Origin of the sequence: Pseudomonas fluorescens (assembly GCF_001307155.1) — a bacterium.
Lineage (GTDB): Bacteria > Pseudomonadota > Gammaproteobacteria > Pseudomonadales > Pseudomonadaceae > Aquipseudomonas > Aquipseudomonas helvetica.
This window is the reverse complement of sequence record NZ_CP012830.1, coordinates 1,755,439-1,776,059: the sequence shown is the minus strand read 5'-3', so window position 1 is coordinate 1,776,059 and position 20,621 is coordinate 1,755,439. Positions and strand designations below refer to the sequence as shown.

The following is a 20,621-nucleotide window of genomic DNA, read 5'->3' as shown; positions in this document are numbered from 1 at the left end:
CCGTAGGAGCTGGTGCAGGCTGCGATCTTTTCCAATCACCGCAAATCAAAAAAAGTGCGGTTAGAAATCCCCCCACAACTGCTGGGCCACGGCCAATGCCACCACCGGCGCGGTTTCGGTACGCAGCACTCGTGGGCCGAGGCGGGCGGAATGGAAGCCGGCGCTTTGAGCCTGATCGACTTCCACGTCCGACAACCCGCCTTCCGGGCCGATCAGGAACGCCAGTGTCGAAGGTTTTGCATGGCTGACCAGCGGCTCGGCCACCGGGTGCAGCACCAGCTTCAGTTCGGCCTCGGATTGTTTGAGCCAGTCGGCCAGCAACAGCGGCGGGTGGATCACCGGCACTCGCGAACGACCGCATTGTTCGCACGCACTGATAGCGACCTGACGCCAGTGTTGCAGGCGTTTGTCGGCGCGTTCGTCCTTGAGCCGGACTTCGCAGCGGTCACTGAAAATCGGGGTGATTTCAGTCACGCCCAGTTCGGTGGCTTTCTGAATCGCCCAGTCCATCCGCTCGCCGCGGGACAAACCCTGGCCCAGATGAATCTGCAACGGCGACTCGATTTGCCCGGCGAAGCTTTCCGTTAATGCCACGCGCACGCGTTTCTTGCCAACTTCCGCCAGCGTGCCGCGAAACTCCTGGCCTGAACCGTCGAACACTTGCAGCGCATCGCCCTCGGCCATGCGCAGTACGCGACTGATGTAGTGCGCCTGAGCCTCTGGCAATTCATGCTCGCCGAGGCTCAAGGGGGCGTCGATGAAGAAGCGGGACAGTCTCATTCTGGGTCTCTGTAAAATTTGAATGTGCGGCTTGGTGATGATCTGTGGCGAGGGAGCTTGCTCCCGCCGGCCGGTCCGCGTTCGGGCGAAGCAGTCGTAACCCGGCAGATGCGTATTAACTGATAAAACGCGGTTGCAGGTTTTTGGGGCCGCTTCGCGTCCCAGCGGGAGCAAGCTCCCTCGCCACAATCGATCTTCGGTAAACCCTAGCCCGGATCGCGGAAGCCCGGATGGAAGTCCTTCGGTACCGCCACGCTGACCTTGTAGCTGGTGGCGATATCGATCCCTTCGCTGGCAACCGTGGCAAGGAAGTCGATCTGCTCGGGGGTGATCACGTATGGCGGCAGGAAATACACCACGCTGCCCAACGGCCGCAACAGCGCGCCACGTTCCAGTGCGTGCTGGAACACTTTCAGCCCGCGGCGCTCCTGCCAGGGATAAGCGGTTTTGCTCGCCTTGTCCTGAACCATTTCGATGGCCAGCACCATGCCGGTCTGGCGTACTTCCGAAACATGCGGGTGGTCAGCCAGGTGCGCGGTCGAGCTGGCCATGCGCTGGGCGAGGGCCTTGTTATTCTCGATGACGTTGTCTTCTTCGAAGATATCCAGCGTCGCCAACGCCGCCGCACAGGCCAGCGGATTGCCGGTGTAGCTGTGGGAATGCAGGAAGGCGCGCAGGGTCGGATAGTCGTCGTAGAAAGCGCTGTAGACCTCATCCGTGGTGACGCACGCTGCCAGCGGCAGATAACCGCCGGTCAGGGCTTTGGACAGGCACAGGAAGTCCGGGCGGATGCCGGCCTGTTCGCAGGCGAACATCGTTCCGGTGCGGCCGAAGCCGACGGCGATTTCATCGTGGATCAGGTGCACGCCGTAACGGTCACAGGCGTCGCGCAGCAGTTTCAGGTACACCGGGTGATACATACGCATCCCGCCAGCACCCTGAATCAGCGGCTCGATGATCACTGCGGCGACGGTTTCGTGGTTTTCGGCGAGGGTCTGTTCCATCGCCGCGAACATGTTGCGCGAGTGTTCTTCCCAGCTCATGCCTTCAGGACGCAGGTAGCAGTCCGGGCTTGGCACCTTGATGGTGTCCAGCAGCAGCGCTTTATAGGTTTCAGTGAACAGCGGCACGTCGCCGACCGACATCGCGGCCATGGTTTCGCCGTGGTAGCTGTTGGTCAGCGTGACGAAGCGCTTCTTGTTCGACTGGCCGCGATTGAGCCAGTAGTGAAAACTCATTTTCAGCGCCACTTCGATGCAGGACGACCCGTTATCGGCGTAGAAACACCGCGTCAGGCCTTCCGGCGTCATCTTCACCAGGCGTTCGGACAACTCGATCACCGGCTGATGGCTGAAGCCGGCGAGGATCACGTGTTCCAGTTGATCGACCTGGTCCTTGATCCGCTGGTTGATCCGCGGGTTGGCATGGCCAAACACGTTGACCCACCAGGAACTGACCGCGTCGAGGTAGCGTTTGCCTTCGAAGTCTTCGAGCCATACGCCTTCGCCGCGCTTGATCGGGATCAGCGGCAGCTGTTCGTGGTCTTTCATCTGGGTGCAGGGATGCCACAGAACCGCGAGATCGCGCTGCATCCACTGATTATTCAAGCCCATTGTCACTCTCCTTGAGGCGGTCCGTGAGATGCGCGGACATACAGTCGCGCAAGCCTATGCAATGCCAGGCGAGCGGACAACCTATTGTGGCGTTTGCGCATGGAAACGCAGGTGTGTTGCGTGGTTGTATTGACGTGCACATACGCTGACAGGGCACGCTAGAGCATCTGATGTTTGGGTCGCACGTTGGGGGTTAATCTTTCCTTAACCCACCCCTTTCAGACTCTTGATCGTATTTCTCGATATTTCAAAGCGAAATTTTCGGCTTTAAATCGATAGATAACTCGATAGTCTTGGTCGCAGTTCTTACAGGATTTGGGCAATGCAGCTACGTAACTCTTCTTCCCGCTATGGCGGGGTCAGCATCTTTCTGCACTGGGGCGTGGCGCTGGCGGTCTTCGGTCTGTTTGCTCTGGGCTTGTGGATGGTCGGTCTGGACTACTACAGCAACTGGCGCAAAGAAGCGCCGGACTTGCACAAAAGCATCGGCTTGACGCTGTTCGCGTTCTTGTCGTTGCGGGTGTTGTGGCGCTTTATCAGCCCACCGCCGCCGACGCTGCAAAGCTATAGCCGCATGACGCGCCTCGGCGCCAAGCTCGGTCACTCCTTCCTCTATCTCAGCCTGTTCGCGGTGATGATAGCCGGTTACCTGATTTCCACCGCAGACGGTGTCGGGATTCCGGTGTTTGGTCTGTTTGAAATTCCTGCGCTGATTTCCGGTCTACCGGACCAGGCAGACACCGCCGGTGCGATTCATCTGTATCTGGCGTGGACGCTGGTGATTTTTTCCGGTCTCCATGCGTTGGCAGCACTGAAGCACCACTTTATCGACCGTGATGCGACCCTGACGCGAATGCTGGGACGCAAAGCCTGATGTTCAACCTCGACTCCAAGGAATAGAAAGCATGTTGAAAAAGACTCTCGCCGCTCTGGCAATCGGTACTGCTCTGTTGTCGGCAGGGCAAGCGATGGCCGCGGAATACAAGATCGACAAGGAAGGCAATCACGCTTTCGTCGACTTCAAGATCAGCCACCTGGGCTACAGCTTCATCCACGGTACTTTCAAGGACTGGGACGGTAAGTTCAGCTTCGACGCCAAGGCTCCAGAAGCCAGTAAAATCGACGTTGTGCTGAAAACCGCCAGCGTTGATACCAATCACGCTGAACGTGACAAGCACATCCGTACCCCGGACTTCCTGGACGCAGCGAAATACCCTGAAGCCAAGTTCGTTTCCACCAGTGTCAAATCCACTGGCGAAAAAACCGCTGACGTGACCGGCGACCTGACCCTGCACGGCGTGACCAAGCCAGTTGTGATCAAGGCAACCTTCAACGGCGAAGGCAAGGACCCATGGGGTGGCTACCGTGCCGGCTTCAACGGCACGACTACCCTGCAGTTGAGCGAGTTCGGCATCAAAGGCCCAGGTCCTACTTCCCAGACCCTGGACCTGGACATCACGTTTGAAGGTGTTCAAGCGAAATAATTTTCGCTGCTGACACAAAAACGCCCCTGATCGCGAGATCAGGGGCGTTTTTGTTAGGAGGAGAAATCAGCGGTTGCGGGTCAGCAACGCCGGTTTCTCGCCGCGTGGGCGGCTTGGCAGTTGATCGAGCTGCTCAGGTGTCGGGAAGCGATCAGCCTTGGACTCCTTGTGCATGATCTTCGGCTGGGTACCGCGCGGGTTCTGCACTGCGGGTTCCTGACGCGGCTGGTCGTCACGGGCCGGGCGGCGGTTGCGCGACTCCTCGCGACGGGCCTGGCCGTCACGTGGAGCACCGCTGCGTGGACCACTGCGCTTGGCAGGCGGGGTGCCAGTGCTGGCGCCGCTGCTATTACGCGGACCGTTCTGGCGACCTTGTGGCTGGCCGGTGCGTGGAGCACCTGCACCAGCAGCGCCTTGTGCCGGAGCACCCGGACGGCGGCCACGGCCTTGAGGGGCCTTCTGTTGCGGAACGTAGTCGACGCGGTTACCGAAGTTATCGATATCGTCGTCGAGGAACTCGTCCGGTGCGCGGTCAGCAGCGGCGCGGGGTGCTGGACGCTGCTGTTCGCGGGCCGGGGTGCCTTCACGCGGCTTTTGAGCCGGGCGTTCGCCACGGCCGGCAGCCGGTTTTTCCTTGCCGCCCTTGTCCTTGCCCTTGTCTTTACGACCGCCGCCACCGCCGCTGCCGTTTGGACCGTCGCCGCGTGGGCCACGTGGATTGCGCGGGTTACGCACATCCGGACGCTCGCGAACTTCTGGCTTCTCGGCTTCTACAGCGCTGGAATCAAAACCCATCAGGTCGCCATCGGCGATTTTCTGCTTGGTCATGCGCTCGATGCTTTTCAGCAGTTTTTCTTCGTCCGGGGCAACCAGCGAGATCGCCTCGCCCGAACGACCGGCACGACCGGTACGGCCGATACGGTGCACATAGTCTTCGTCTACGTTTGGCAGCTCGAAGTTGACCACGTGTGGCAGTTGGTCGATATCCAGGCCGCGAGCAGCGATATCGGTGGCCACCAGGATACGCACTTCGCCGGCCTTGAAGTCGGCCAGGGCTTTGGTGCGGGCGTTCTGGCTCTTGTTGCCGTGGATCGCGACGGCGCTCAGACCGTGTTTGTCCAGGTACTCGGCCAGGCGGTTGGCGCCGTGCTTGGTACGGGTGAAGACCAGAACCTGTTCCCAGGCGCCGGCAGTAATCAGGTGCGCCAGCAGCGAGCGCTTGTGGCTGGCGGCCAGACGGAACACCCGTTGCTCGATGCGCTCGACCGTGGTGTTCGGTGGCGTGACTTCGATGCGTTCCGGGTTGTGCAGCAACTTGCCGGCAAGGTCAGTGATGTCCTTGGAGAAGGTTGCCGAGAACAGCAGGTTCTGACGTTTGGCCGGCAGGCGGGCGAGGACTTTCTTCACGTCATGGACGAAGCCCATGTCGAGCATCCGGTCCGCTTCGTCCAGTACCAGGATTTCCACGTGGGACAGATCGACGCTGCCTTGGCCCGCCAGGTCGAGCAAACGGCCCGGGCAAGCCACCAGCACGTCGACACCGCGGGACATCGCCTGAACCTGTGGGTTCATGCCAACGCCGCCGAAAATGCAGGCACTGACGAATTTCAGGTCACGGGCGTAGACCTTGAAACTCTCGTGCACCTGGGCGGCCAGTTCGCGAGTCGGGGTCAGGACCAGGACGCGTGGTTGGCGCGGGCCGTGACGCTGGGATTTGTCCGGGTGACCGTTGGGGAACAAGCGCTCCAGAATCGGCAAGGCGAAACCGCCGGTTTTACCCGTACCTGTCTGCGCCGCAACCATCAAGTCGCGACCTTGCAACACGGCGGGAATGGCCCGCTGTTGCACCGGGGTAGGCTGGGTGTAGCCCGCTGCCTCGATGGCGCGGACTAAAGCCTCGGAGAGACCGAGGGAAGCAAAGGACATGAGTAATCCTGTTTTAGTTAGGGCTTGGCCCAATGGGATAGTCTTGCCTGGCGCGAATGGCGTTTATGGAGAAGCGCAATCGCGTCCGGTCCTGCTGGGGCTTGAAGGCTCATCTTCGAGTACTCGCGCGGGCTGAAAAGCTGGGCTGTAGCAGTGTCGGGATGCCTTAAACAAGACCGAGCGTCCGGGCGTAAGCCTGGCGGGAAGGCCGGAGTATAACAGAGCAATCACGGAGCGCTGCTTTCCTGCTGCTCAACGGTTTTCCCGTTGCTGGCTTGCGGCGTGATCTGTGTGGTGTCAGGTACCGGGCCGGCACCATAACGCGCACTCAATTGAGCGTAGGCCGGTTCACGTTTGAAACGCTTGAGCTCGGCGCCGAAACGCTGCACCAGCAGGTCCATGCCGGCATTGCGGCGCAGGGCCAGGAACTGGCTTTGGTGACTGATGACCGTGGGGCTTTCGCTGATCTGGTCGCGCAGTTTCAAGGTGTCGAGCAGGGTTTGGCCAACCCGACGGTCGGTGATCAGCAGGTCGATACGACCGCGCTGCAGCTTGCCAAAGTTGGCTTCATGGGTCGGCGCAGGCTCGCGGGTGAACAGGGTCGAGTCCCTGAAGTCCTGACTGTACAGGTAGCCGGGCGAGGTGCCGATGGTCAGGCCTCGCAGGTCTTCAAGGGTGCGGAAGGGGTGAGGACGATCATTGGCATAGAACAGCACGAACTCGACTTCCGAAAGTGGTTCGCCGGGATAGAGCAGGGTGGCGTCGCGTTCGCTGCTGTGGAAGATATCCAGCGCGCCGTCGGCCAACCCTTGATCAAGCATGGCCAGGCAGCGTTTCCATGGCAGGAACTGCCACTCCACCTCAATCCCCAGGCGCTGGAAGACGATCGCCGTGGTTTCGTAGTCCAGCCCGAGGGCCTGGCCGTTTTCCTCGTAGACGTAGGGCGCCCAGGGCTCAGTGACAATGCGCAGCTTCTCGCCCCGAGCGGTAAAGCTCAGGCAAGCAAAAAGCACGGCTGTCAGCAATTGGGCAATGACGGGCATCGCTGGAGATTACGACGAGAGCCGGTGAAATAGCTAGAGGCGGTCTGGCCCGAGGGTTAGTCGCCTTTTGTCTGAACCAGGTGCAAGTAGATGGCCTTGCGGCGTTCACCCAGCACCAGGCGAATCATCGGGTGATTGAACCAGTGTTCGAGTTGATGGTTTTCAAGGGGGTTATCGAGGCGCCGCTCGACGTTGTCACGAGCCTTTTCCCACCAGACTGGCGTGCAGGCCTGATCGAACGGGTTGGTGTGCTGGTAGCAGCCGTAGAGGATTTCACGCATGAACTGGCGCTGATGCCTGGGCAGCGCCAGGGTCACGATTTTATAGGCCAGACGCTGGAGCGTCGGTGGTCGCGGCAGTGTCGCAGTCACCAGGCGGGTTTCATCCAGCGCGAAGGTGCTGATCGGGTCGGCACCATGCTTGTCCAGCCATGCTTTGATCTTGGCGCGAAACAGCTGCTTGCGGCTCCAGTAATGATGGATCAGGTCTGGACACTCGCGCACCTGCGTTGTGCGGTAGGCCGCTACCGACAAGCAGAACTCTTCAAGGGTATAGGCGCCTTGCGCCAGAGGGTACAGCTCATCCATCAAGGCGATCGAGTGATCGAGAACGCCGGCATCGACGCGATCAAGGCCGATGACTCCCGAGTTCAGCAGTGGCATCTGGTCATCTGCCAGCTGTCTTTGCTGCAGTACGCCAGCCAGTGTCCGATACAGCCCCGCCTCTTTGTTGCTGCCGTATTGCAATCCAAAGGCATTGCACAGCAGGGTGCCGGGCTCGACGCGACGGAACAGTTCCAGCGGTGAGCAGTGGAAGAATGTATCCGTGTCGATCAGCAGCGCACGCTCGGACTCGCGCAACACCTGCTGCATCACCACGTGCTTGGCGCGGAAGTGATAACCATGCGGGGCGATCCACACCTGACGGGTGCTTTCATCCAGCTCTCGAACCCGAACCGGCAAGTCGCGGTAAGGCGCCGGGTTGTCGGTGAAAACCTGGATGTCCAAGCTTTCGCCCGGTGTTTCGCGCAACCCTGCCAAGGCACTGGCGATACTGAACACTGCTTCCTGGTGGTAGGTGTTGGCACCATAAACCAGATAAATCAGTTGAGGGTTTGTGGCTGGGGTAATTGTGGACATCTACTGCGATCATCCCTGGCGAATTGGGAGAATGAAAAAAAAGGCCCTGGGTTTCGCCAGGGCCTCGTTCTGAATGCTACGCCTGTTTCAGCGTGGCAGTTTCAGATTGTTCCAGACGGCCAGGCTAGGTTCGGCCTGGTTCAGGGTATAGAAATGCAGCCCTGGTGCGCCGCCTTGCAACAAACGTTCACACATTTCGGTGATCACCTGCTCGCCGAAACCCTGAATGCTTTGGGTGTCGTCACCGTAGGCTTCCAGCTGTTTGCGGACCCAGCGCGGGATTTCCGCACCGCAGGCGTCGGAGAAGCGTGCCAGCTTGCTGTAGTTGGTGATCGGCATGATGCCCGGAACAACCGGGATGTTCACGCCCATCGCCTGTACACGCTCGACGAAGTAGAAGTAGCTGTCGGCGTTGAAGAAGTACTGGGTGATCGCACTGTTGGCGCCGGCGTTGGCCTTGCGCACGAAATTGGTGAGATCGTCTTCGAAGTTGCGTGCTTGCGGGTGCATTTCCGGGTAAGCGGCGACTTCGATGTGGAAGTGATCGCCGGTCTCTTCACGAATGAAGCTCACCAGGTCATTGGCATGGCGCAATTCGCCGCTGGCCATGCCCATGCCTGAAGGCAGGTCACCGCGCAAAGCAACGATCCGCTTGATGCCGGCCGCCTTGTATTGAGCCAGCAGGCCGCGCAAGTCAGCCTTGCTGTCGCCCACGCAAGACAGATGCGGTGCGGCAGGAACTTTGACTTCGCTTTCGAGCTGCAACACGGTGTTGAGGGTTCGATCACGAGTCGAACCACCAGCGCCATAGGTGCAGGAGAAGAAATCGGGGTTGTACGTGGCCAGCTGACGGGCAGTGGCGATGAGCTTTTCATGCCCGGCATCGGTCTTCGTCGGGAAGAACTCGAAGCTGTAGCGGCGGTCTTGGGACATAGGAATACCCTTTGAAACTCGTAAGCCTTGTAGGCGCCGCGCTCACTGTAGGAGCAAAGCTTGCTCGCGATGCAAGCGCCGCGGTGTTTCAGGAACACCGTGGTGATGCTATCGCGAGCAAGCTTTGCTCCTACAGTAAACAGGGCTCCTACATAAGCCCGCTCCCACAGGGGAGCGGACAGTCTGTGCCTATCAGTAGCGGTAAGCGTGCGGCTTGAACGGGCCTTCGACGGTCACGCCGATGTATTCAGCCTGTTGCTTGGTCAGTTGAGTGACCACGCCACCGAAACCGCGGACCATTTCCAGGGCCACTTCTTCGTCGAGTTTCTTCGGCAGTACTTCAACGGTCAGGCGCTCGGCTTTCTGGGCTGGCGACAGGTCGGCGTACTTCTGGCCGAACAGGAAGATCTGCGCCAGGACCTGGTTGGCGAACGAACCGTCCATGATGCGGCTTGGGTGGCCAGTGGCGTTGCCCAGGTTAACCAGACGGCCTTCGGCCAGCAGGATCAGGTAGTCGTCGTTCTGTGGGTCGAAATCGCCCGCGCCAGTACGGTGAACCTTGTGAACCTGTGGCTTCACTTCTTCCCATGCCCAGTTCTTGCGCATGAAAGCCGTGTCGATTTCGTTGTCGAAGTGACCGATGTTGCAGACCACGGCGCGTTTCTTCAGGGCTTTGAGCATGTTCGCATCGCAAACATTGACGTTACCGGTGGTGGTCACGATCAGGTCGATCTTGCCCAGCAGGGCCTTGTCGATGCTCGCTTCGGTACCGTTGTTGATACCGTCGATGAACGGCGAAACCAGTTCGAAACCGTCCATGCAGGCTTGCATGGCGCAGATCGGGTCAACTTCGGAGACTTTGACGATCATGCCTTCCTGACGCAGGGACTGGGCCGAACCCTTGCCCACGTCACCGTAACCGATGACCAGCGCTTGCTTGCCGGACAGCAGGTGGTCGGTACCGCGCTTGATCGCGTCGTTCAGGCTGTGACGGCAGCCATACTTGTTGTCGTTCTTGCTCTTGGTCACCGAGTCGTTGACGTTGATGGCCGGGATTTTCAGCTCGCCCTTGGCCAGCATGTCCAGCAGGCGGTGAACGCCGGTGGTGGTTTCTTCGGTGACGCCGTGAACGCGGTCCAGTACTTGTGGGTACTTCTTGTGCAGCAGCTCGGTCAGGTCGCCGCCATCGTCGAGGATCATGTTGGCATCCCAAGGCTGGCCATCCTTGAGGATGGTTTGCTCCAGGCACCACTCGTACTCTTGTTCAGTCTCGCCCTTCCAGGCGAATACCGGGATGCCGGCAGCGGCGATCGAAGCGGCGGCCTGATCCTGAGTCGAGAAAATGTTGCAGGACGACCAGCGTACTTCGGCACCCAGGGCAACCAGGGTTTCGATCAGCACGGCAGTCTGAATGGTCATGTGGATGCAGCCGAGAATCTTCGCGCCCTTGAGCGGTTGCTCGACGGAGTACTTGCGGCGCAGACCCATCAGGGCCGGCATTTCCGATTCGGCGATGATGGTTTCACGACGGCCCCAGGCAGCCAGGGACATGTCGGCAACTTTGTAGTCGTTAAAATCTGCAGGCGTGATTACAGCGCTCATGAAGAGCCTCCATTCGTAAGTATGCGAATGGGCGCCGTTGTGCGTTTAGTGTCCAGCCGATCATGGCCGGGCAACGCCCCATCCGAGCCTGACAGGTCGAACCTGCTGCAGCGCCCCTCGGACAGGTGGCGGGAAAACGGTATCAATCGAAGATGACCGTTTTGAAACGGGGGCGATTATAGCCGTCTGGGCCAGACTTCCAAAGGGTTTCTGTCGGCCAAATGAAGATCGCTAATGGCGACCATAGTCGAAGCCTCATGGAGCATGACTGCATGGTCTGCCATGATGCCGGCATCAATCGGCAAGACGGTCAGGAGCGAGCATGAATTTCCACACCCGCAAATGGGTAAAACCCGAAGACCTTAACCCCAACGGCACGCTGTTCGGCGGTAGCCTGCTGCGCTGGATCGACGAAGAGGCCGCCATTTACGCAATCGTCCAGCTGGGCAACCAGCGCGTGGTCACCAAGTACATTTCCGAAATCAACTTCGTCAGTGCCTCGCGCCAGGGCGACATCATCGAGCTGGGTATCACGGCCACCGAGTTCGGTCGTACCTCGATCACCCTGACGTGCGAAGTGCGCAACAAGATCACCCGCAAAAGCATCCTGACGGTCGAGAAGATGGTCTTCGTCAACCTGGGCGAAGACGGCTTGCCGACGCCACATGGCCGGACCGAGATCAAGTACGTCAAGGACCAGTTCCAGGACGACGCCGCCGTCGAATGACCGCGGCCCCTGTGGCGAGGGAGCTTGCTCCCGCTCGGCCGCGAAGCGGTCGCAGATCGATTAATGCGTTGTGTCTGACAAAACTCGATTGCAGGATTTAGGGCCGCTGCGCGCCCCAGCGGGAGCAAGCTCCCTCGCCACAAGGGTTTTGTATCGTTGCACAGATTATCTAAAGCTCAGCCGGGGACGTTGGCCGTTGCCGCTTCGCGGCGTTGCAGGTAGATAAAGAACAGCGCCGTCAGCACGGTCAAGCCGCTGACCAGTGCGCCGGTCCATGGCAGGTCTGCAAGGTTGGCACCGCTGGCGACGACCAGTCCGCCGATCCACGCTCCGGCGGCATTGCCCAGGTTGAAGGCGCTCTGGTTTAGCGTCGAACCCAGGTTCGGCGCCTCATGAGCCTGGTCGATGATCAGCAGTTGCAGGATCGGGCATAGTGCGAAGGCGAACACACCCCACAGTACCAGGGTGATGGCGGCCGGGATCACCGAGTGGCTGGTCTGGCTGAACGCCGCCAGCACCAGCACGACGGCGAGGGCCATGCCGACTAATGACGGCAGCAAACGGCTGTCGGCCAGGCGTCCGCCGAGCATGCTGCCAGCGGTCAAGCCCACGCCGAACAACAGCAGCATGATGGTCACGCCGTGCGGGCTGACGCCGGTAATGTCCTGCAGGATCGGTGCGATGTAGGTGAAGACACTGAACAGGCTGGTCGACGCCAGCACGCTCATGCCCAACGCCAGCAGCACATTGGTTTTGCCCAGTACCTTGAATTCGCTGGCCAGGTTGGCTTTGTCCATGGCGATCTCTTTCGGCAACCAGACCCACTGGGCGATGGCCGCGATCACGCCGATCACCGACACCGCCCAGAAGGTCGAGCGCCAGCCGGCGTATTGCCCGAGCGCGGTGCCCAGCGGTACGCCGAGTACGTTGGCGAGGGTCAGGCCGGTGAACATCATCGCAATTGCCTGGGCGCGCTTGTTCGGTGCCACTAAACCTGCAGCGACCACTGAACCGATGCCGAAGAATGCACCGTGGCACAACGCAGTAATCACCCGTGCGGCCATCAATGTGGCGTAGTTCGGGGCGAGTGCGCAGAGCATGTTGCCAAGGATGAACATCAGCGTCATGCCCAGCAGCGTGGCTTTGCGTGGCATGTTGGCCGTCCCGACCGCGAGGATCGGCGCGCCGAACACCACGCCCAGGGCGTAGCCGGTAATCAGCAGGCCGGCCTCGGGAATGCTTACGGCAAGGTCGCGGGCGACATCGGGCAGCAAGCCCATGATGACGAATTCAGTGGTGCCGATGCCGAAGGCGGCAACAGCCAGTGCAAACAAGGCGAGTGGCATGCGCAAGGTCTCTGTCGGTAGTCTTGACGCTCTGATCAGGCATACGCATGCGAGCCCCCGGCTCCGTGAGGATCGGGTAGCAGCAGAAATTTATTGGAATAAGTATGTGCGCAACTGAGTGCGGCGTGGTCGGTTGCAGTATAAACAGCTGCTGACATATGGCGAATCAATTCGGTTGATGCGGGCAAGGAGAGCAGGGTGCTTGCGACGATTCTGGTGTTGGTGGCGGCGTTGTTGCACGCAGCCTGGAATACCCTGATCAAGTTCAGTGCTGAGCGGTTATTGGTCGTGGCCTGCATGGACAGTGTCGCGATGCTGTTTGTCGCGCTGATGCTGGGTTTCGTCGCGCTGCCACCGATGGATATCTGGCCGTGGATACTCGCTTCGGCGGCCTTCGAGTTGCTCTACCGGTATCTGCTGATCCAGGCCTATCGGGTCGGCGATCTTGGGCTGGTCTATCCGCTGATGCGCGGTTTGTCGCCGTTGGTGGTTCTGGCGTTGACACTGATTTTTGCTGGCGAAGTGCTGACGACCCAGCAGATCCTCGGCATTTTGCTGATCCCGTTCGGCATGCTGTGCCTGCTTTGGCAGGGCGGTGGCGGGGAGCGTTTGCCGTGGTCGATGTTGCCGGTAGTGGTGCTGATCGGCTTGTGCATTGGCGGCTACACCTTTATCGATGGGCAGGCGTTGCGGCGCTGGTCGCACCCGCTCGATTACCTGGTCTGGGTGACGCTGCTCAGTGCCTGGCCGTTTCCGCTGTTGGCACTGGTGCGCAAGCGTCCGGCTTTTATGCTGTTCTGGCGTGAGCAGTGGCGACTGGGGTTGAGCGTCGGGTTCTGCGTGTTGTTCAGCTACGCTTTGGTGCTCTGGGCCATGCAGTTGGGGTCAATTGCCGAAGCGGCGGCGTTGCGCGAGATCAGTGTGATTCTGGTGGTGCTGTTTGGCATGCGTTACCTCAAGGAACCTTTCGGCAGGCCCAGGCTCTTGGCTTGTGGGCTGGTACTGGCCGGCATGTTCGTGATGAAGTTCTGAGCGAGCGTTTACGAAACTCTAAAAAGGAATCTGCAATGAACGTTGCCCTGTGGTGTGTATTGATCGCGATTTTCTTGCCGTACGTTTGCACCGCCATTGCCAGGATCGGCGGCAAGTTCGGGCTTCAGGACAATCATGATCCGCGAGACTTCCTTGAATCCCTCGACGGGTTTGCCAAGCGTGCCCATTGGGCCCAGTTGAACAGCTTTGAAGTCACCCCGGCGTTTGCCGCCGCGGTCATCGTCGCGCACCTGGTCGGCAATGCCGAACTGGTGACGATCAACGTGCTGTCGGTGCTGTTCATCACCAGCCGCCTGCTTTACATCATCTGCTACCTGGCAGACTGGGCGATCCTGCGTTCGCTGGTGTGGTTTGTCGGCATGGGATTGATTGCCGCCTTCTTTTTTGTGTCGATCTGACGCGATGCGGAACCGTTTTTGTAGCAGCAGGCTTCGCCAGCTGCTACAGGAATCAACAGCGTATTGGGTGCGACTTACTTTGTGTCGGTCACCTGCGGCAGTTGCGGTAGTGCCGCGCCTTTTGGCCAGAGCATCCAGATTTGCCCTTGCTGTTTCATGTCGCCGGCCAGTTGCCCGGCGGCATCGCCGGTGCCCCAGAACAGGTCGGCGCGAACTTCGCCGGTGATCGCGCCACCGGTGTCCTGTGCGGCGACGGGGCGTACCAGTGCGCTGCCATCAGGGCGGGTCGTGGATAACCACAGCAGACTGCCCAGCGGAATCACCTTGCGATCCACCGCCACGCTGTAACCCGAGGTCAGCGGCACGTTCAGCGAGCCGCGCGGGCCTTCGTTGCTGTCAGGATTGCGGCTGAAGAACACGTAGCTCGGGTTACTGCCGAGCAGTTCAGGAATGCGCGTCGGGTGGGCCTTGGCCCAGGCACTGATGGCGCCCATGGTCACGTCTTCCTTCTTCAGTTCGCCCTGATCCACCAGCCAGCGGCCAATTGGGCGGTACGGGTGACCGTTCTGGTCGGCATAACCGATGCGCAGTTGGCGGCCATCTTCCAGCTGAATGCGGCCCGAGCCCTGGATTTGTAGAAACTGCAGGTCCATCGGATCGGTCAGCCACGCCAGCACCGGCGCCTTGACCCCTTTGGTTTCAATCGCAGCGGCATCGTCGTAAGGCTTGAGCACCCGGCCTTCAAGGCGACCGCGCAGGCGCTTGCCTTTGAGTTCGGGGTAAATGCTCTCGAGCGAGACGATGATCATGTCGTCCGGTACACCGTAAACCGGCACATTGGCCACCGGGTTCTGCGTCAGGCTGCCCGGATAGACCGGCTCGTAATAGCCGGTGATCAAGCCATTCGCATTGCCGCTGGAGGAGCGCAGGCCGTAGACCGCCAGCTGTTCCTTGAGAAAGTCGCGGATGGCGTCTGCGGTTTGCGGCACATTGGCGGCCGCTGCGCAGGTCGCGCCCCAGACCGGGTCGGATTTCAGGCGGGTACAGGCGCTGCGCCAGGAACCGAAGCCGGCCAGCAAGTCATTATCAGATACCGCCGGCAAAGCTTCCCACGTCGCGCTGGAATAGGTGGCGATGGCGTGGGTTTGTGGTTTTGCGGTGTCGCCACTGTTGCAACCGGCGAGCAGGGCGACCATCGGTACGGTCCAGAGCAGAGTGTTGCGCCAGGCCTTGAAACGGCTGTTCATGCGGTATTTCCTGTGCAGGTTGCCCGAGCGCTTCCAGCGTTCAGGCAACCCTTATTGTTAATAGGGCTATTGGTCTTTACCGACGACGCGAGGATACTGGCCGCCGTTTCCCGTGACCTGAAGCCACCATGACTCTTAAAAGACTTTCTGTTGTATTGCTGGCCTGCCTGACGCTGTCCGCCTGTGGCGGTGTCGATCCGAACTCGCCGCTGGGTCAGCGCAAGGCGATTTTCAAGCAAATGCTCAAGACCGGCGAAGACCTGGGCGGCATGTTGCGGGGACGTATCCCGTTCGATGGCCCGCGTTTTACCGCAGGCGCCGTCAAGCTCGACGCCTTGTCCCATGAGCCGTGGAAGCATTTCCCACAGGTTCGTGAGGACAGCAACACCAGTGCCAAAGACGGTGTCTGGCAGCAGCAGGCACGTTTCCAGGAAATGGCCCGCACACTTGAAGCCGCCACCGGTGAATTGGTGATTGCCAGCCAGGTTCAGCCGTACAAGGCCAGTAACCTGGGCCCGGCCGTGCAGAAGGTCGAAGACGCCTGTAGTGCGTGCCATAAACAGTTTCGTGATCACTGATTTCAGGTTCAACTGATAACTCTGTGGCGAGGGAGCTTGCTCCCGCTGGGTGGCGAAGCCGCCCCAACATCGGTTATCGCGATTATCCCGGGAAATCGCGATAGCCTGATTGCGAACGCTACGCGTCCGAGCGGGAGCAAGCTCCCTCGCCACAAAAGCTGCTGCACTCATTGATCTCGGATTTACTTATCCAGCTCATCCAGCGCTCGCTGCAATTCCTTACGGGACTCGGCGAGTTTGTCTTTGCGTTTGTTGATCTTCTCGGCGTCGCCCTGTTTCATCGCCTTGTCGAGGTCGGCCTGACGGCGGCTGACTTCGTGCTTGGCGTCGAGCACCTTGTTCTCGCGCTCTTTCTTCAGGGAGGCGTCGTTGCAGTGCTCGGTGGCTTCGCTCAGGGCTTTTTCCAGGCCAGCCTTTTGCTCGGCATTGCTGTGCGCCCTGGCCTGTTCGATCTGGTTACTGATGGACTGGCGCTTGGCGGCGCAGCCAGTGAGTTGCGGAGTTTCTTCGGCAGCCATCAGCGGTGTCACCATGACGCCACAAAGGACCAACATGGCGAGCGGTGAAAGAAATTTCATAAAGGCTCCGTTTAAAAAATCATCAGGTCGGCAGCAGATGGGCTGTTGGAGCGCATCGATACTCATTGGGTTCAAAACTGCCGGTTTCTGCATAGCTAAAAGCCGTCTATCCCGGCAGCGTGTAATTGTTCGCTCAAGGCCAGCACCTGTGGGTCGCGAAAAAATGCGCTCAATTGCGCTGCGCGCCCCGGGCCGATTCCGGCTTCGGTCTGCCATTGCTCAGTGTCTCGTTGCACCAGTAAATGCCATGAGTCTGCAAGACTGGCCTCACCGGTAGGCGGCAAACCCAATGCTTTCAGCCAGCGTGAAAAGGGCTGTTGTCGGGCGCTTTGCAGGCTGTTCAGCAAGCGGACACTGCTGCGCTCGCCGAAGCCGTCAATGTTAGCAAGCTCTTGGGCATCGAGGGTCAACCAATCGAGCAAACCCTTGAGGCGTCCGGCACTGATCAGTTTTTCCCAGGTGCCGGGGCCGATATGGCGCAGCGCCAGGCCTTGCTTGCCACTGAGCCAGGTCAGTCGTGCGAGAAACTGGCTTTCGCAGCCCGGTGTCGGTTGCCAACAGCTGAGGTGATGAAAGTCTTCTGCGCGTGGTGCGTTCACCTCGGGTCGTTCAGTGCTGCGCAACACGACCCTGTCGAGTCGCGGGATGGTCAGCCCGGCAAGGCTGATGGCGACCTGATCGCCGGGGCGAATGTCCATGGCCTGCCAGCGCTGCAACGAACTCACGCTGACACGTTTGATCTGTCGATCATCGAGCGTGACCGGAGCGAGCTCGAGCACCGGGGTGATGCGTCCGGTGCGCCCGATCTTGAAGTTGACCTTGCGCACTTCAGCCAACGCTTGGGCGAAAGGGTACTTCCAGGCCACGCTCCAGAACGGAGTTTTCGCCTCCCAGCGCTCTGCCGCCGGACGTTGGCTCTGACGCAAGACAATACCGTCGCTGGCAAACGGCAGGGGGCTGCGATACCAGTGATCGCGCCAACGCTCAGTATCGGCAAATGCGCCGACGGGTTGGCTGTAGAACTCACTGTCAGGGAAGCCCAATGCTTTCAGGGCGAGCAGGCGCTCCGGCAAGCTGGCCGGACCTTGTGGCCAATCCCAGACAAATAGCCCGATCCTGTTGGCGTCCACAGGGCTCAGCTCTTTACGGGCCATCAACCCGGCCACGGCGCTGCGGGCGTTCAGGCTGCCGCGTTGGGCTTGCACATGATCCGTCAGGCGCCAATAGAGTTCGCCTTGCAGCAGCAAGTCCAGTGACTGCGGCAGTTGCTGGGGGATGGCGGCGATCTTGCGCGCCGAGGCGGTCCAGTCCTGGCCGTTGATACCGTCGCCACGACTGATCGCCTGCTGGAACTGACCCTCGCGGTAAATCAACGTGACCGCTACGCCATCGACTTTGGGCTGAACCCAGATATCGTCGTGTGTCTTGAGCCAGGCTTCGACGGCACGCCCGTCGATGAGCTTTTCGAGGCCGGTGTGGGGAATCGGATGGGTAACCGTGCCGCGGGCGGCATGCAACGGATTCTCAGGTGTTGTGGTCCCGCCAAAGCATGCTCGCCAAGCTTTGAGGTGGGCACGGGATTGGTCGTAGATTTCGTCGGCGACCAGTGAGTGTCCTTGCCGGTGATAGCTGTCGTCCCAGCGCTCGATTTGCGCTTGCAGCGCGGTGATTTCGGCCTGGGCTCGTATGGGGAGCCAGTCGGGACAGCTATTGGCGTTGGCGTTCAGGCAGGCAACGATCAACCAGAAACCGATCAACAGACGAAGCGTGGGCAGCATCATGAGCATCCTTGCTCGAGGGGGATGCCTGAAGGCTAGATCAGCAGGGAGGCTGGCGAGCGCTGGTGGTTTTCAGGGTGTGTCCAGACCGGACCAGCGCCCATGAAAAAGCCCCGCACGGCGAACCGTGCGGGGCTTTTTGTGCAGCCAGGAAAGTCTTACAGGCCGGCAGCAGCGCGCAGGGCGTCGGCGCGGTCGGTTTTTTCCCAGGTGAACGTGGTGAACGTATCGTCGCCCACGGTTTTGATTTCCGGGGTGCGACCGAAGTGGCCGTACGCAGCGGTGTCCTGGTACATCGGGTGCAGCAGGTCGAGCATGGTGGTGATTGCGTATGGACGCAGGTCGAACACTTCGCGGACCAGTTTGACGATCTTGTCGTCGCTGATCTTGCCGGTGCCGAAGGTGTTCAACGAAATCGAAGTCGGCTGAGCGACGCCGATGGCGTAGGAAACCTGAATCTCGCAACGCTCGGCCAGGCCGGCAGCCACGATGTTCTTGGCCACATAACGACCGGCGTAGGCAGCCGAACGGTCAACCTTCGATGGATCTTTACCGGAGAACGCGCCGCCGCCGTGACGGGCCATGCCGCCGTAGCTGTCAACGATGATCTTGCGACCGGTCAGGCCGCAGTCGCCCACCGGGCCACCGATGATGAACTGGCCAGTCGGGTTGATGTGGAACTGGGTGTCCTTGGATAGCAGCTCGGCAGGCAGTACGTGCTTGACGATCAGTTCCATCACGCCTTCGCGCAGGTCTTTGTAGGATACTTCCGGGTTGTGCTGGGTCGACAGTACAACGGCGTCGATACCGACAACCTTGCCGTTTTCGTAGCGGCAGGTCACTTGCGACTTGGCGTCTGGACGCAGCCAAGGCAGCAGGCCGGACTTGCGGGCTTCGGCCTGGCGCTGAACCAGTTGGTGCGAGAAGGTGATCGGTGCTGGCATCAGCACGTCGGTTTCGTTGCTGGCGTAGCCGAACATCAGGCCCTGGTCGCCGGCGCCCTGGTCTTCAGGCTTGGCACGATCAACACCCTGGTTGATGTCGGGCGACTGCTTGCCGATGATGTTCATCACGCCGCAGGTCGCGCCGTCGAAGCCGACGTTCGAGCTGTTGTAGCCGATGTCGAGGATCACGTTGCGGACGATGTCTTCCAGATCGACCCAGGCCGAGGTGGTGACTTCGCCGGCGATGATCGCCACGCCCGTTTTCACCAGAGTCTCGCACGCCACACGGGCGAACTTGTCTTCAGCAATGATGGCGTCCAGCACCGCATCAGAAATCTGGTCGGCGATTTTGTCCGGATGCCCTTCAGACACGGACTCGGAGGTGAAAAGGGAGTATTCGCTCATCTCGATGTTTTCCTGAATTTACCGATGGTGAGTGTCGCCAGCCGGTCGCTGAAAGTGGCGGACCTGGATCTGGAAACCATTACGTAAGCCTACATAGAGGCTTTCCCCGGGAACGAGTCCCGCAGCGGTGGCCCAGCGGGCCAAATCGTCCTGTTCAAACCCCAACCAAAGATCACCGCAGGCCTCCTTGGCCCAACTTTGGTTGTGGCTACATAACTCTGTCACTAACAGGCTACCGCCTGGTTGCAGCAAGCCGGCCATGTGCTTGAGCGCATCGGCTGGCGCGGCGAAATGGTGCAAGACCATGTTCAGTACAACGCAATTGGCCTCAAGGCTTACGCCATCCAATGCATCGGCTAATTGCAGGCTGACGTTAGCCAGCTTTTCACGTTCGCAGACCTGGCGCGCCAGTTCGAGCATCGCCGGGCTATTGTCGAGCGCTGTGACCTGACTGAAGCGGCGCGCCAGTTCCGGCAGAAAACTGCCGTCGCCGGGGCCGACTTCAATCGCGGTGGCACCTTCGCTGAAGCTCAACTTGTCGAGCAGGGCCAGCACGCTTTCACGGTACTGCGCCAAGCCGGCGATCAAGTCTTGCTGGGCGCGAAACTTTTCCGCAACCCGTGAGAAAAAGTCCTGGCTGGCAGCGGCTCGTTGTCCGTGGACCTGGCTGATCCGCGCCTGCACATCGCTGGGCAGGGTCAGGTTGTCCACTTCGTCGAGCAGTGCTGCATGCAGCTTGCCGCCCAACAATTCGGTGTGGGGCAGGGCGCGACGGTAAAAAATCGCGTTGCCTTCACGGCGGGTCGCTACCAGCTCAGCCTGGGCCAGCACCTTCAAGTGGTGGCTCATGCCCGATTGGCCGGTGGCGAAGATTTGCGCCAGCTCCAGCACGCCGAACGAATCGTTGGCCAGTGCGCGCAAAACATTCAGCCGCAACGGATCGCCGCCGGCCTTGCACAAGGCCGCCAGCTCATCGCAATCGTCATGACGAATGGAAGGCACGCGTAAGTTCATAAGGCCAGCAGTCTAGTGATGCGTAGAAATCCC

At 60.1% G+C, this 20,621-nt stretch carries 19 protein-coding genes and 1 riboswitch; of the genes, 6 read left to right on the top strand and 13 right to left on the bottom strand.

What is annotated here, in order from left to right:
- Positions 1–60 precede the first annotated feature (60 nt).
- Both AO353_RS08050 and AO353_RS08045 read right to left on the bottom strand, forming a co-directional pair.
- Positions 61–780: a 16S rRNA (uracil(1498)-N(3))-methyltransferase gene (locus AO353_RS08050; RefSeq protein WP_054594441.1), complete on the bottom strand. Its 720-nt coding sequence runs from the start codon at positions 778–780 to the stop codon at positions 61–63.
- A gap of 206 nt (positions 781–986) precedes the next feature.
- Positions 987–2,393 carry an adenosylmethionine--8-amino-7-oxononanoate transaminase gene (locus AO353_RS08045; protein ID WP_054594440.1) on the bottom strand — a complete coding sequence of 469 codons (1,407 nt, stop codon included), beginning with the start codon at positions 2,391–2,393 and terminating at the stop codon, positions 987–989.
- A gap of 322 nt (positions 2,394–2,715) precedes the next feature.
- Between AO353_RS08045 and AO353_RS08040 the strand changes: the two genes are divergently transcribed.
- The gene (locus tag AO353_RS08040; protein WP_054594439.1) at positions 2,716–3,267 is read left to right on the top strand and encodes a cytochrome b; all 552 of its coding nucleotides are present in this window, start codon (positions 2,716–2,718) and stop codon (positions 3,265–3,267) included.
- Between the two features lie 31 nt (positions 3,268–3,298).
- Positions 3,299–3,877, top strand: a complete 579-nt coding sequence (locus AO353_RS08035) for a YceI family protein (protein ID WP_054594438.1) — start codon at positions 3,299–3,301, stop codon at positions 3,875–3,877.
- A 66-nt stretch (positions 3,878–3,943) separates the two neighbouring features.
- Here the strand turns inward: AO353_RS08035 and AO353_RS08030 are convergent, their stop codons facing one another.
- The 5 genes from AO353_RS08030 to ahcY all read right to left on the bottom strand — a co-directional run bounded on the left by AO353_RS08030 (position 3,944) and on the right by ahcY (position 10,520).
- A complete protein-coding gene (locus AO353_RS08030) occupies positions 3,944–5,803 on the bottom strand; it encodes a DEAD/DEAH box helicase (RefSeq protein ID WP_054594437.1) in 1,860 nt (619 codons plus the stop codon).
- Positions 5,804–6,030: 227 nt separating this feature from the next.
- On the bottom strand, positions 6,031–6,846 hold the full coding sequence (locus AO353_RS08025) for a substrate-binding periplasmic protein (protein ID WP_054594436.1): 816 nt from the start codon (positions 6,844–6,846) through the stop codon (positions 6,031–6,033).
- A 56-nt stretch (positions 6,847–6,902) separates the two neighbouring features.
- On the bottom strand, positions 6,903–7,985 hold the full coding sequence (locus AO353_RS08020; protein WP_054594435.1) for a hypothetical protein: 1,083 nt from the start codon (positions 7,983–7,985) through the stop codon (positions 6,903–6,905).
- A gap of 87 nt (positions 7,986–8,072) precedes the next feature.
- Positions 8,073–8,918: a methylenetetrahydrofolate reductase [NAD(P)H] gene (metF, locus tag AO353_RS08015; protein ID WP_054594434.1), complete on the bottom strand. Its 846-nt coding sequence runs from the start codon at positions 8,916–8,918 to the stop codon at positions 8,073–8,075.
- A gap of 192 nt (positions 8,919–9,110) precedes the next feature.
- On the bottom strand, positions 9,111–10,520 hold the full coding sequence (ahcY, locus tag AO353_RS08010) for an adenosylhomocysteinase (RefSeq protein WP_054594433.1): 1,410 nt from the start codon (positions 10,518–10,520) through the stop codon (positions 9,111–9,113).
- Positions 10,521–10,542: 22 nt separating this feature from the next.
- Positions 10,543–10,645: riboswitch (S-adenosyl-L-homocysteine riboswitch) on the bottom strand.
- A 197-nt stretch (positions 10,646–10,842) separates the two neighbouring features.
- Here ahcY and AO353_RS08005 point away from each other — a divergent pair.
- Positions 10,843–11,247, top strand: coding sequence for an acyl-CoA thioesterase (locus tag AO353_RS08005; RefSeq protein WP_054594432.1), 405 nt, complete (start codon positions 10,843–10,845; stop codon positions 11,245–11,247).
- A gap of 176 nt (positions 11,248–11,423) precedes the next feature.
- Here AO353_RS08005 and AO353_RS08000 read toward each other — a convergent pair whose 3' ends face one another.
- Positions 11,424–12,593: an MFS transporter gene (locus AO353_RS08000; protein ID WP_054594431.1), complete on the bottom strand. Its 1,170-nt coding sequence runs from the start codon at positions 12,591–12,593 to the stop codon at positions 11,424–11,426.
- A 198-nt stretch (positions 12,594–12,791) separates the two neighbouring features.
- Between AO353_RS08000 and AO353_RS07995 the strand changes: the two genes are divergently transcribed.
- Positions 12,792–13,625, top strand: a complete 834-nt coding sequence (locus AO353_RS07995) for an EamA family transporter (RefSeq protein WP_054594430.1) — start codon at positions 12,792–12,794, stop codon at positions 13,623–13,625.
- 35 nt (positions 13,626–13,660) lie between these two features.
- Positions 13,661–14,044: an MAPEG family protein gene (locus AO353_RS07990; protein ID WP_054594429.1), complete on the top strand. Its 384-nt coding sequence runs from the start codon at positions 13,661–13,663 to the stop codon at positions 14,042–14,044.
- 74 nt (positions 14,045–14,118) lie between these two features.
- Here the strand turns inward: AO353_RS07990 and AO353_RS07985 are convergent, their stop codons facing one another.
- Positions 14,119–15,291: a murein transglycosylase A gene (locus tag AO353_RS07985; protein WP_054594428.1), complete on the bottom strand. Its 1,173-nt coding sequence runs from the start codon at positions 15,289–15,291 to the stop codon at positions 14,119–14,121.
- A 128-nt stretch (positions 15,292–15,419) separates the two neighbouring features.
- Here AO353_RS07985 and AO353_RS07980 point away from each other — a divergent pair, with 128 nt between their 5' ends.
- The gene (locus tag AO353_RS07980; protein WP_054594427.1) at positions 15,420–15,869 is read left to right on the top strand and encodes a c-type cytochrome; all 450 of its coding nucleotides are present in this window, start codon (positions 15,420–15,422) and stop codon (positions 15,867–15,869) included.
- A gap of 182 nt (positions 15,870–16,051) precedes the next feature.
- Here AO353_RS07980 and AO353_RS07975 read toward each other — a convergent pair whose 3' ends face one another.
- From AO353_RS07975 to AO353_RS07960, 4 genes are all read right to left on the bottom strand, one after another.
- Complete coding sequence (locus AO353_RS07975; RefSeq protein WP_054594426.1) at positions 16,052–16,447, bottom strand: DUF1090 domain-containing protein; 396 nt, start codon at positions 16,445–16,447, stop codon at positions 16,052–16,054.
- Positions 16,448–16,542: 95 nt separating this feature from the next.
- On the bottom strand, positions 16,543–18,225 hold the full coding sequence (gene ligB / locus AO353_RS07970; protein WP_054594425.1) for an NAD-dependent DNA ligase LigB: 1,683 nt from the start codon (positions 18,223–18,225) through the stop codon (positions 16,543–16,545).
- A gap of 158 nt (positions 18,226–18,383) precedes the next feature.
- Positions 18,384–19,574: a methionine adenosyltransferase gene (metK, locus tag AO353_RS07965; RefSeq protein ID WP_054594424.1), complete on the bottom strand. Its 1,191-nt coding sequence runs from the start codon at positions 19,572–19,574 to the stop codon at positions 18,384–18,386.
- Positions 19,575–19,592: 18 nt separating this feature from the next.
- The gene (locus AO353_RS07960) at positions 19,593–20,588 is read right to left on the bottom strand and encodes an ArsR/SmtB family transcription factor (RefSeq protein WP_054594423.1); all 996 of its coding nucleotides are present in this window, start codon (positions 20,586–20,588) and stop codon (positions 19,593–19,595) included.
- Positions 20,589–20,621 lie beyond the last annotated feature (33 nt).

Bases quoted from the DNA above. Each gene is read 5' to 3' on its own strand.
- AO353_RS08020 (WP_054594435.1), bottom strand. From the start codon at position 7,985: ATGTCCACAATTACCCCAGCCACAAACCCTCAACTGATTTATCTGGTT.
- AO353_RS08025 (WP_054594436.1), bottom strand. From the start codon at position 6,846: ATGCCCGTCATTGCCCAATTGCTGACAGCCGTGCTTTTTGCTTGCCTG.
- AO353_RS08000 (WP_054594431.1), bottom strand. From the start codon at position 12,593: ATGCCACTCGCCTTGTTTGCACTGGCTGTTGCCGCCTTCGGCATCGGC.
- AO353_RS08035 (WP_054594438.1), top strand. From the start codon at position 3,299: ATGTTGAAAAAGACTCTCGCCGCTCTGGCAATCGGTACTGCTCTGTTG.
- metK (WP_054594424.1), bottom strand. From the start codon at position 19,574: ATGAGCGAATACTCCCTTTTCACCTCCGAGTCCGTGTCTGAAGGGCAT.
- AO353_RS08050 (WP_054594441.1), bottom strand. From the start codon at position 780: ATGAGACTGTCCCGCTTCTTCATCGACGCCCCCTTGAGCCTCGGCGAG.
- ligB (WP_054594425.1), bottom strand. From the start codon at position 18,225: ATGCTGCCCACGCTTCGTCTGTTGATCGGTTTCTGGTTGATCGTTGCC.
- AO353_RS07990 (WP_054594429.1), top strand. From the start codon at position 13,661: ATGAACGTTGCCCTGTGGTGTGTATTGATCGCGATTTTCTTGCCGTAC.
- AO353_RS08040 (WP_054594439.1), top strand. From the start codon at position 2,716: ATGCAGCTACGTAACTCTTCTTCCCGCTATGGCGGGGTCAGCATCTTT.
- AO353_RS08045 (WP_054594440.1), bottom strand. From the start codon at position 2,393: ATGGGCTTGAATAATCAGTGGATGCAGCGCGATCTCGCGGTTCTGTGG.
- AO353_RS07985 (WP_054594428.1), bottom strand. From the start codon at position 15,291: ATGAACAGCCGTTTCAAGGCCTGGCGCAACACTCTGCTCTGGACCGTA.
- AO353_RS08030 (WP_054594437.1), bottom strand. From the start codon at position 5,803: ATGTCCTTTGCTTCCCTCGGTCTCTCCGAGGCTTTAGTCCGCGCCATC.
- AO353_RS07980 (WP_054594427.1), top strand. From the start codon at position 15,420: ATGACTCTTAAAAGACTTTCTGTTGTATTGCTGGCCTGCCTGACGCTG.
- AO353_RS07960 (WP_054594423.1), bottom strand. From the start codon at position 20,588: ATGAACTTACGCGTGCCTTCCATTCGTCATGACGATTGCGATGAGCTG.
- ahcY (WP_054594433.1), bottom strand. From the start codon at position 10,520: ATGAGCGCTGTAATCACGCCTGCAGATTTTAACGACTACAAAGTTGCC.
- metF (WP_054594434.1), bottom strand. From the start codon at position 8,918: ATGTCCCAAGACCGCCGCTACAGCTTCGAGTTCTTCCCGACGAAGACC.
- AO353_RS08005 (WP_054594432.1), top strand. From the start codon at position 10,843: ATGAATTTCCACACCCGCAAATGGGTAAAACCCGAAGACCTTAACCCC.
- AO353_RS07975 (WP_054594426.1), bottom strand. From the start codon at position 16,447: ATGAAATTTCTTTCACCGCTCGCCATGTTGGTCCTTTGTGGCGTCATG.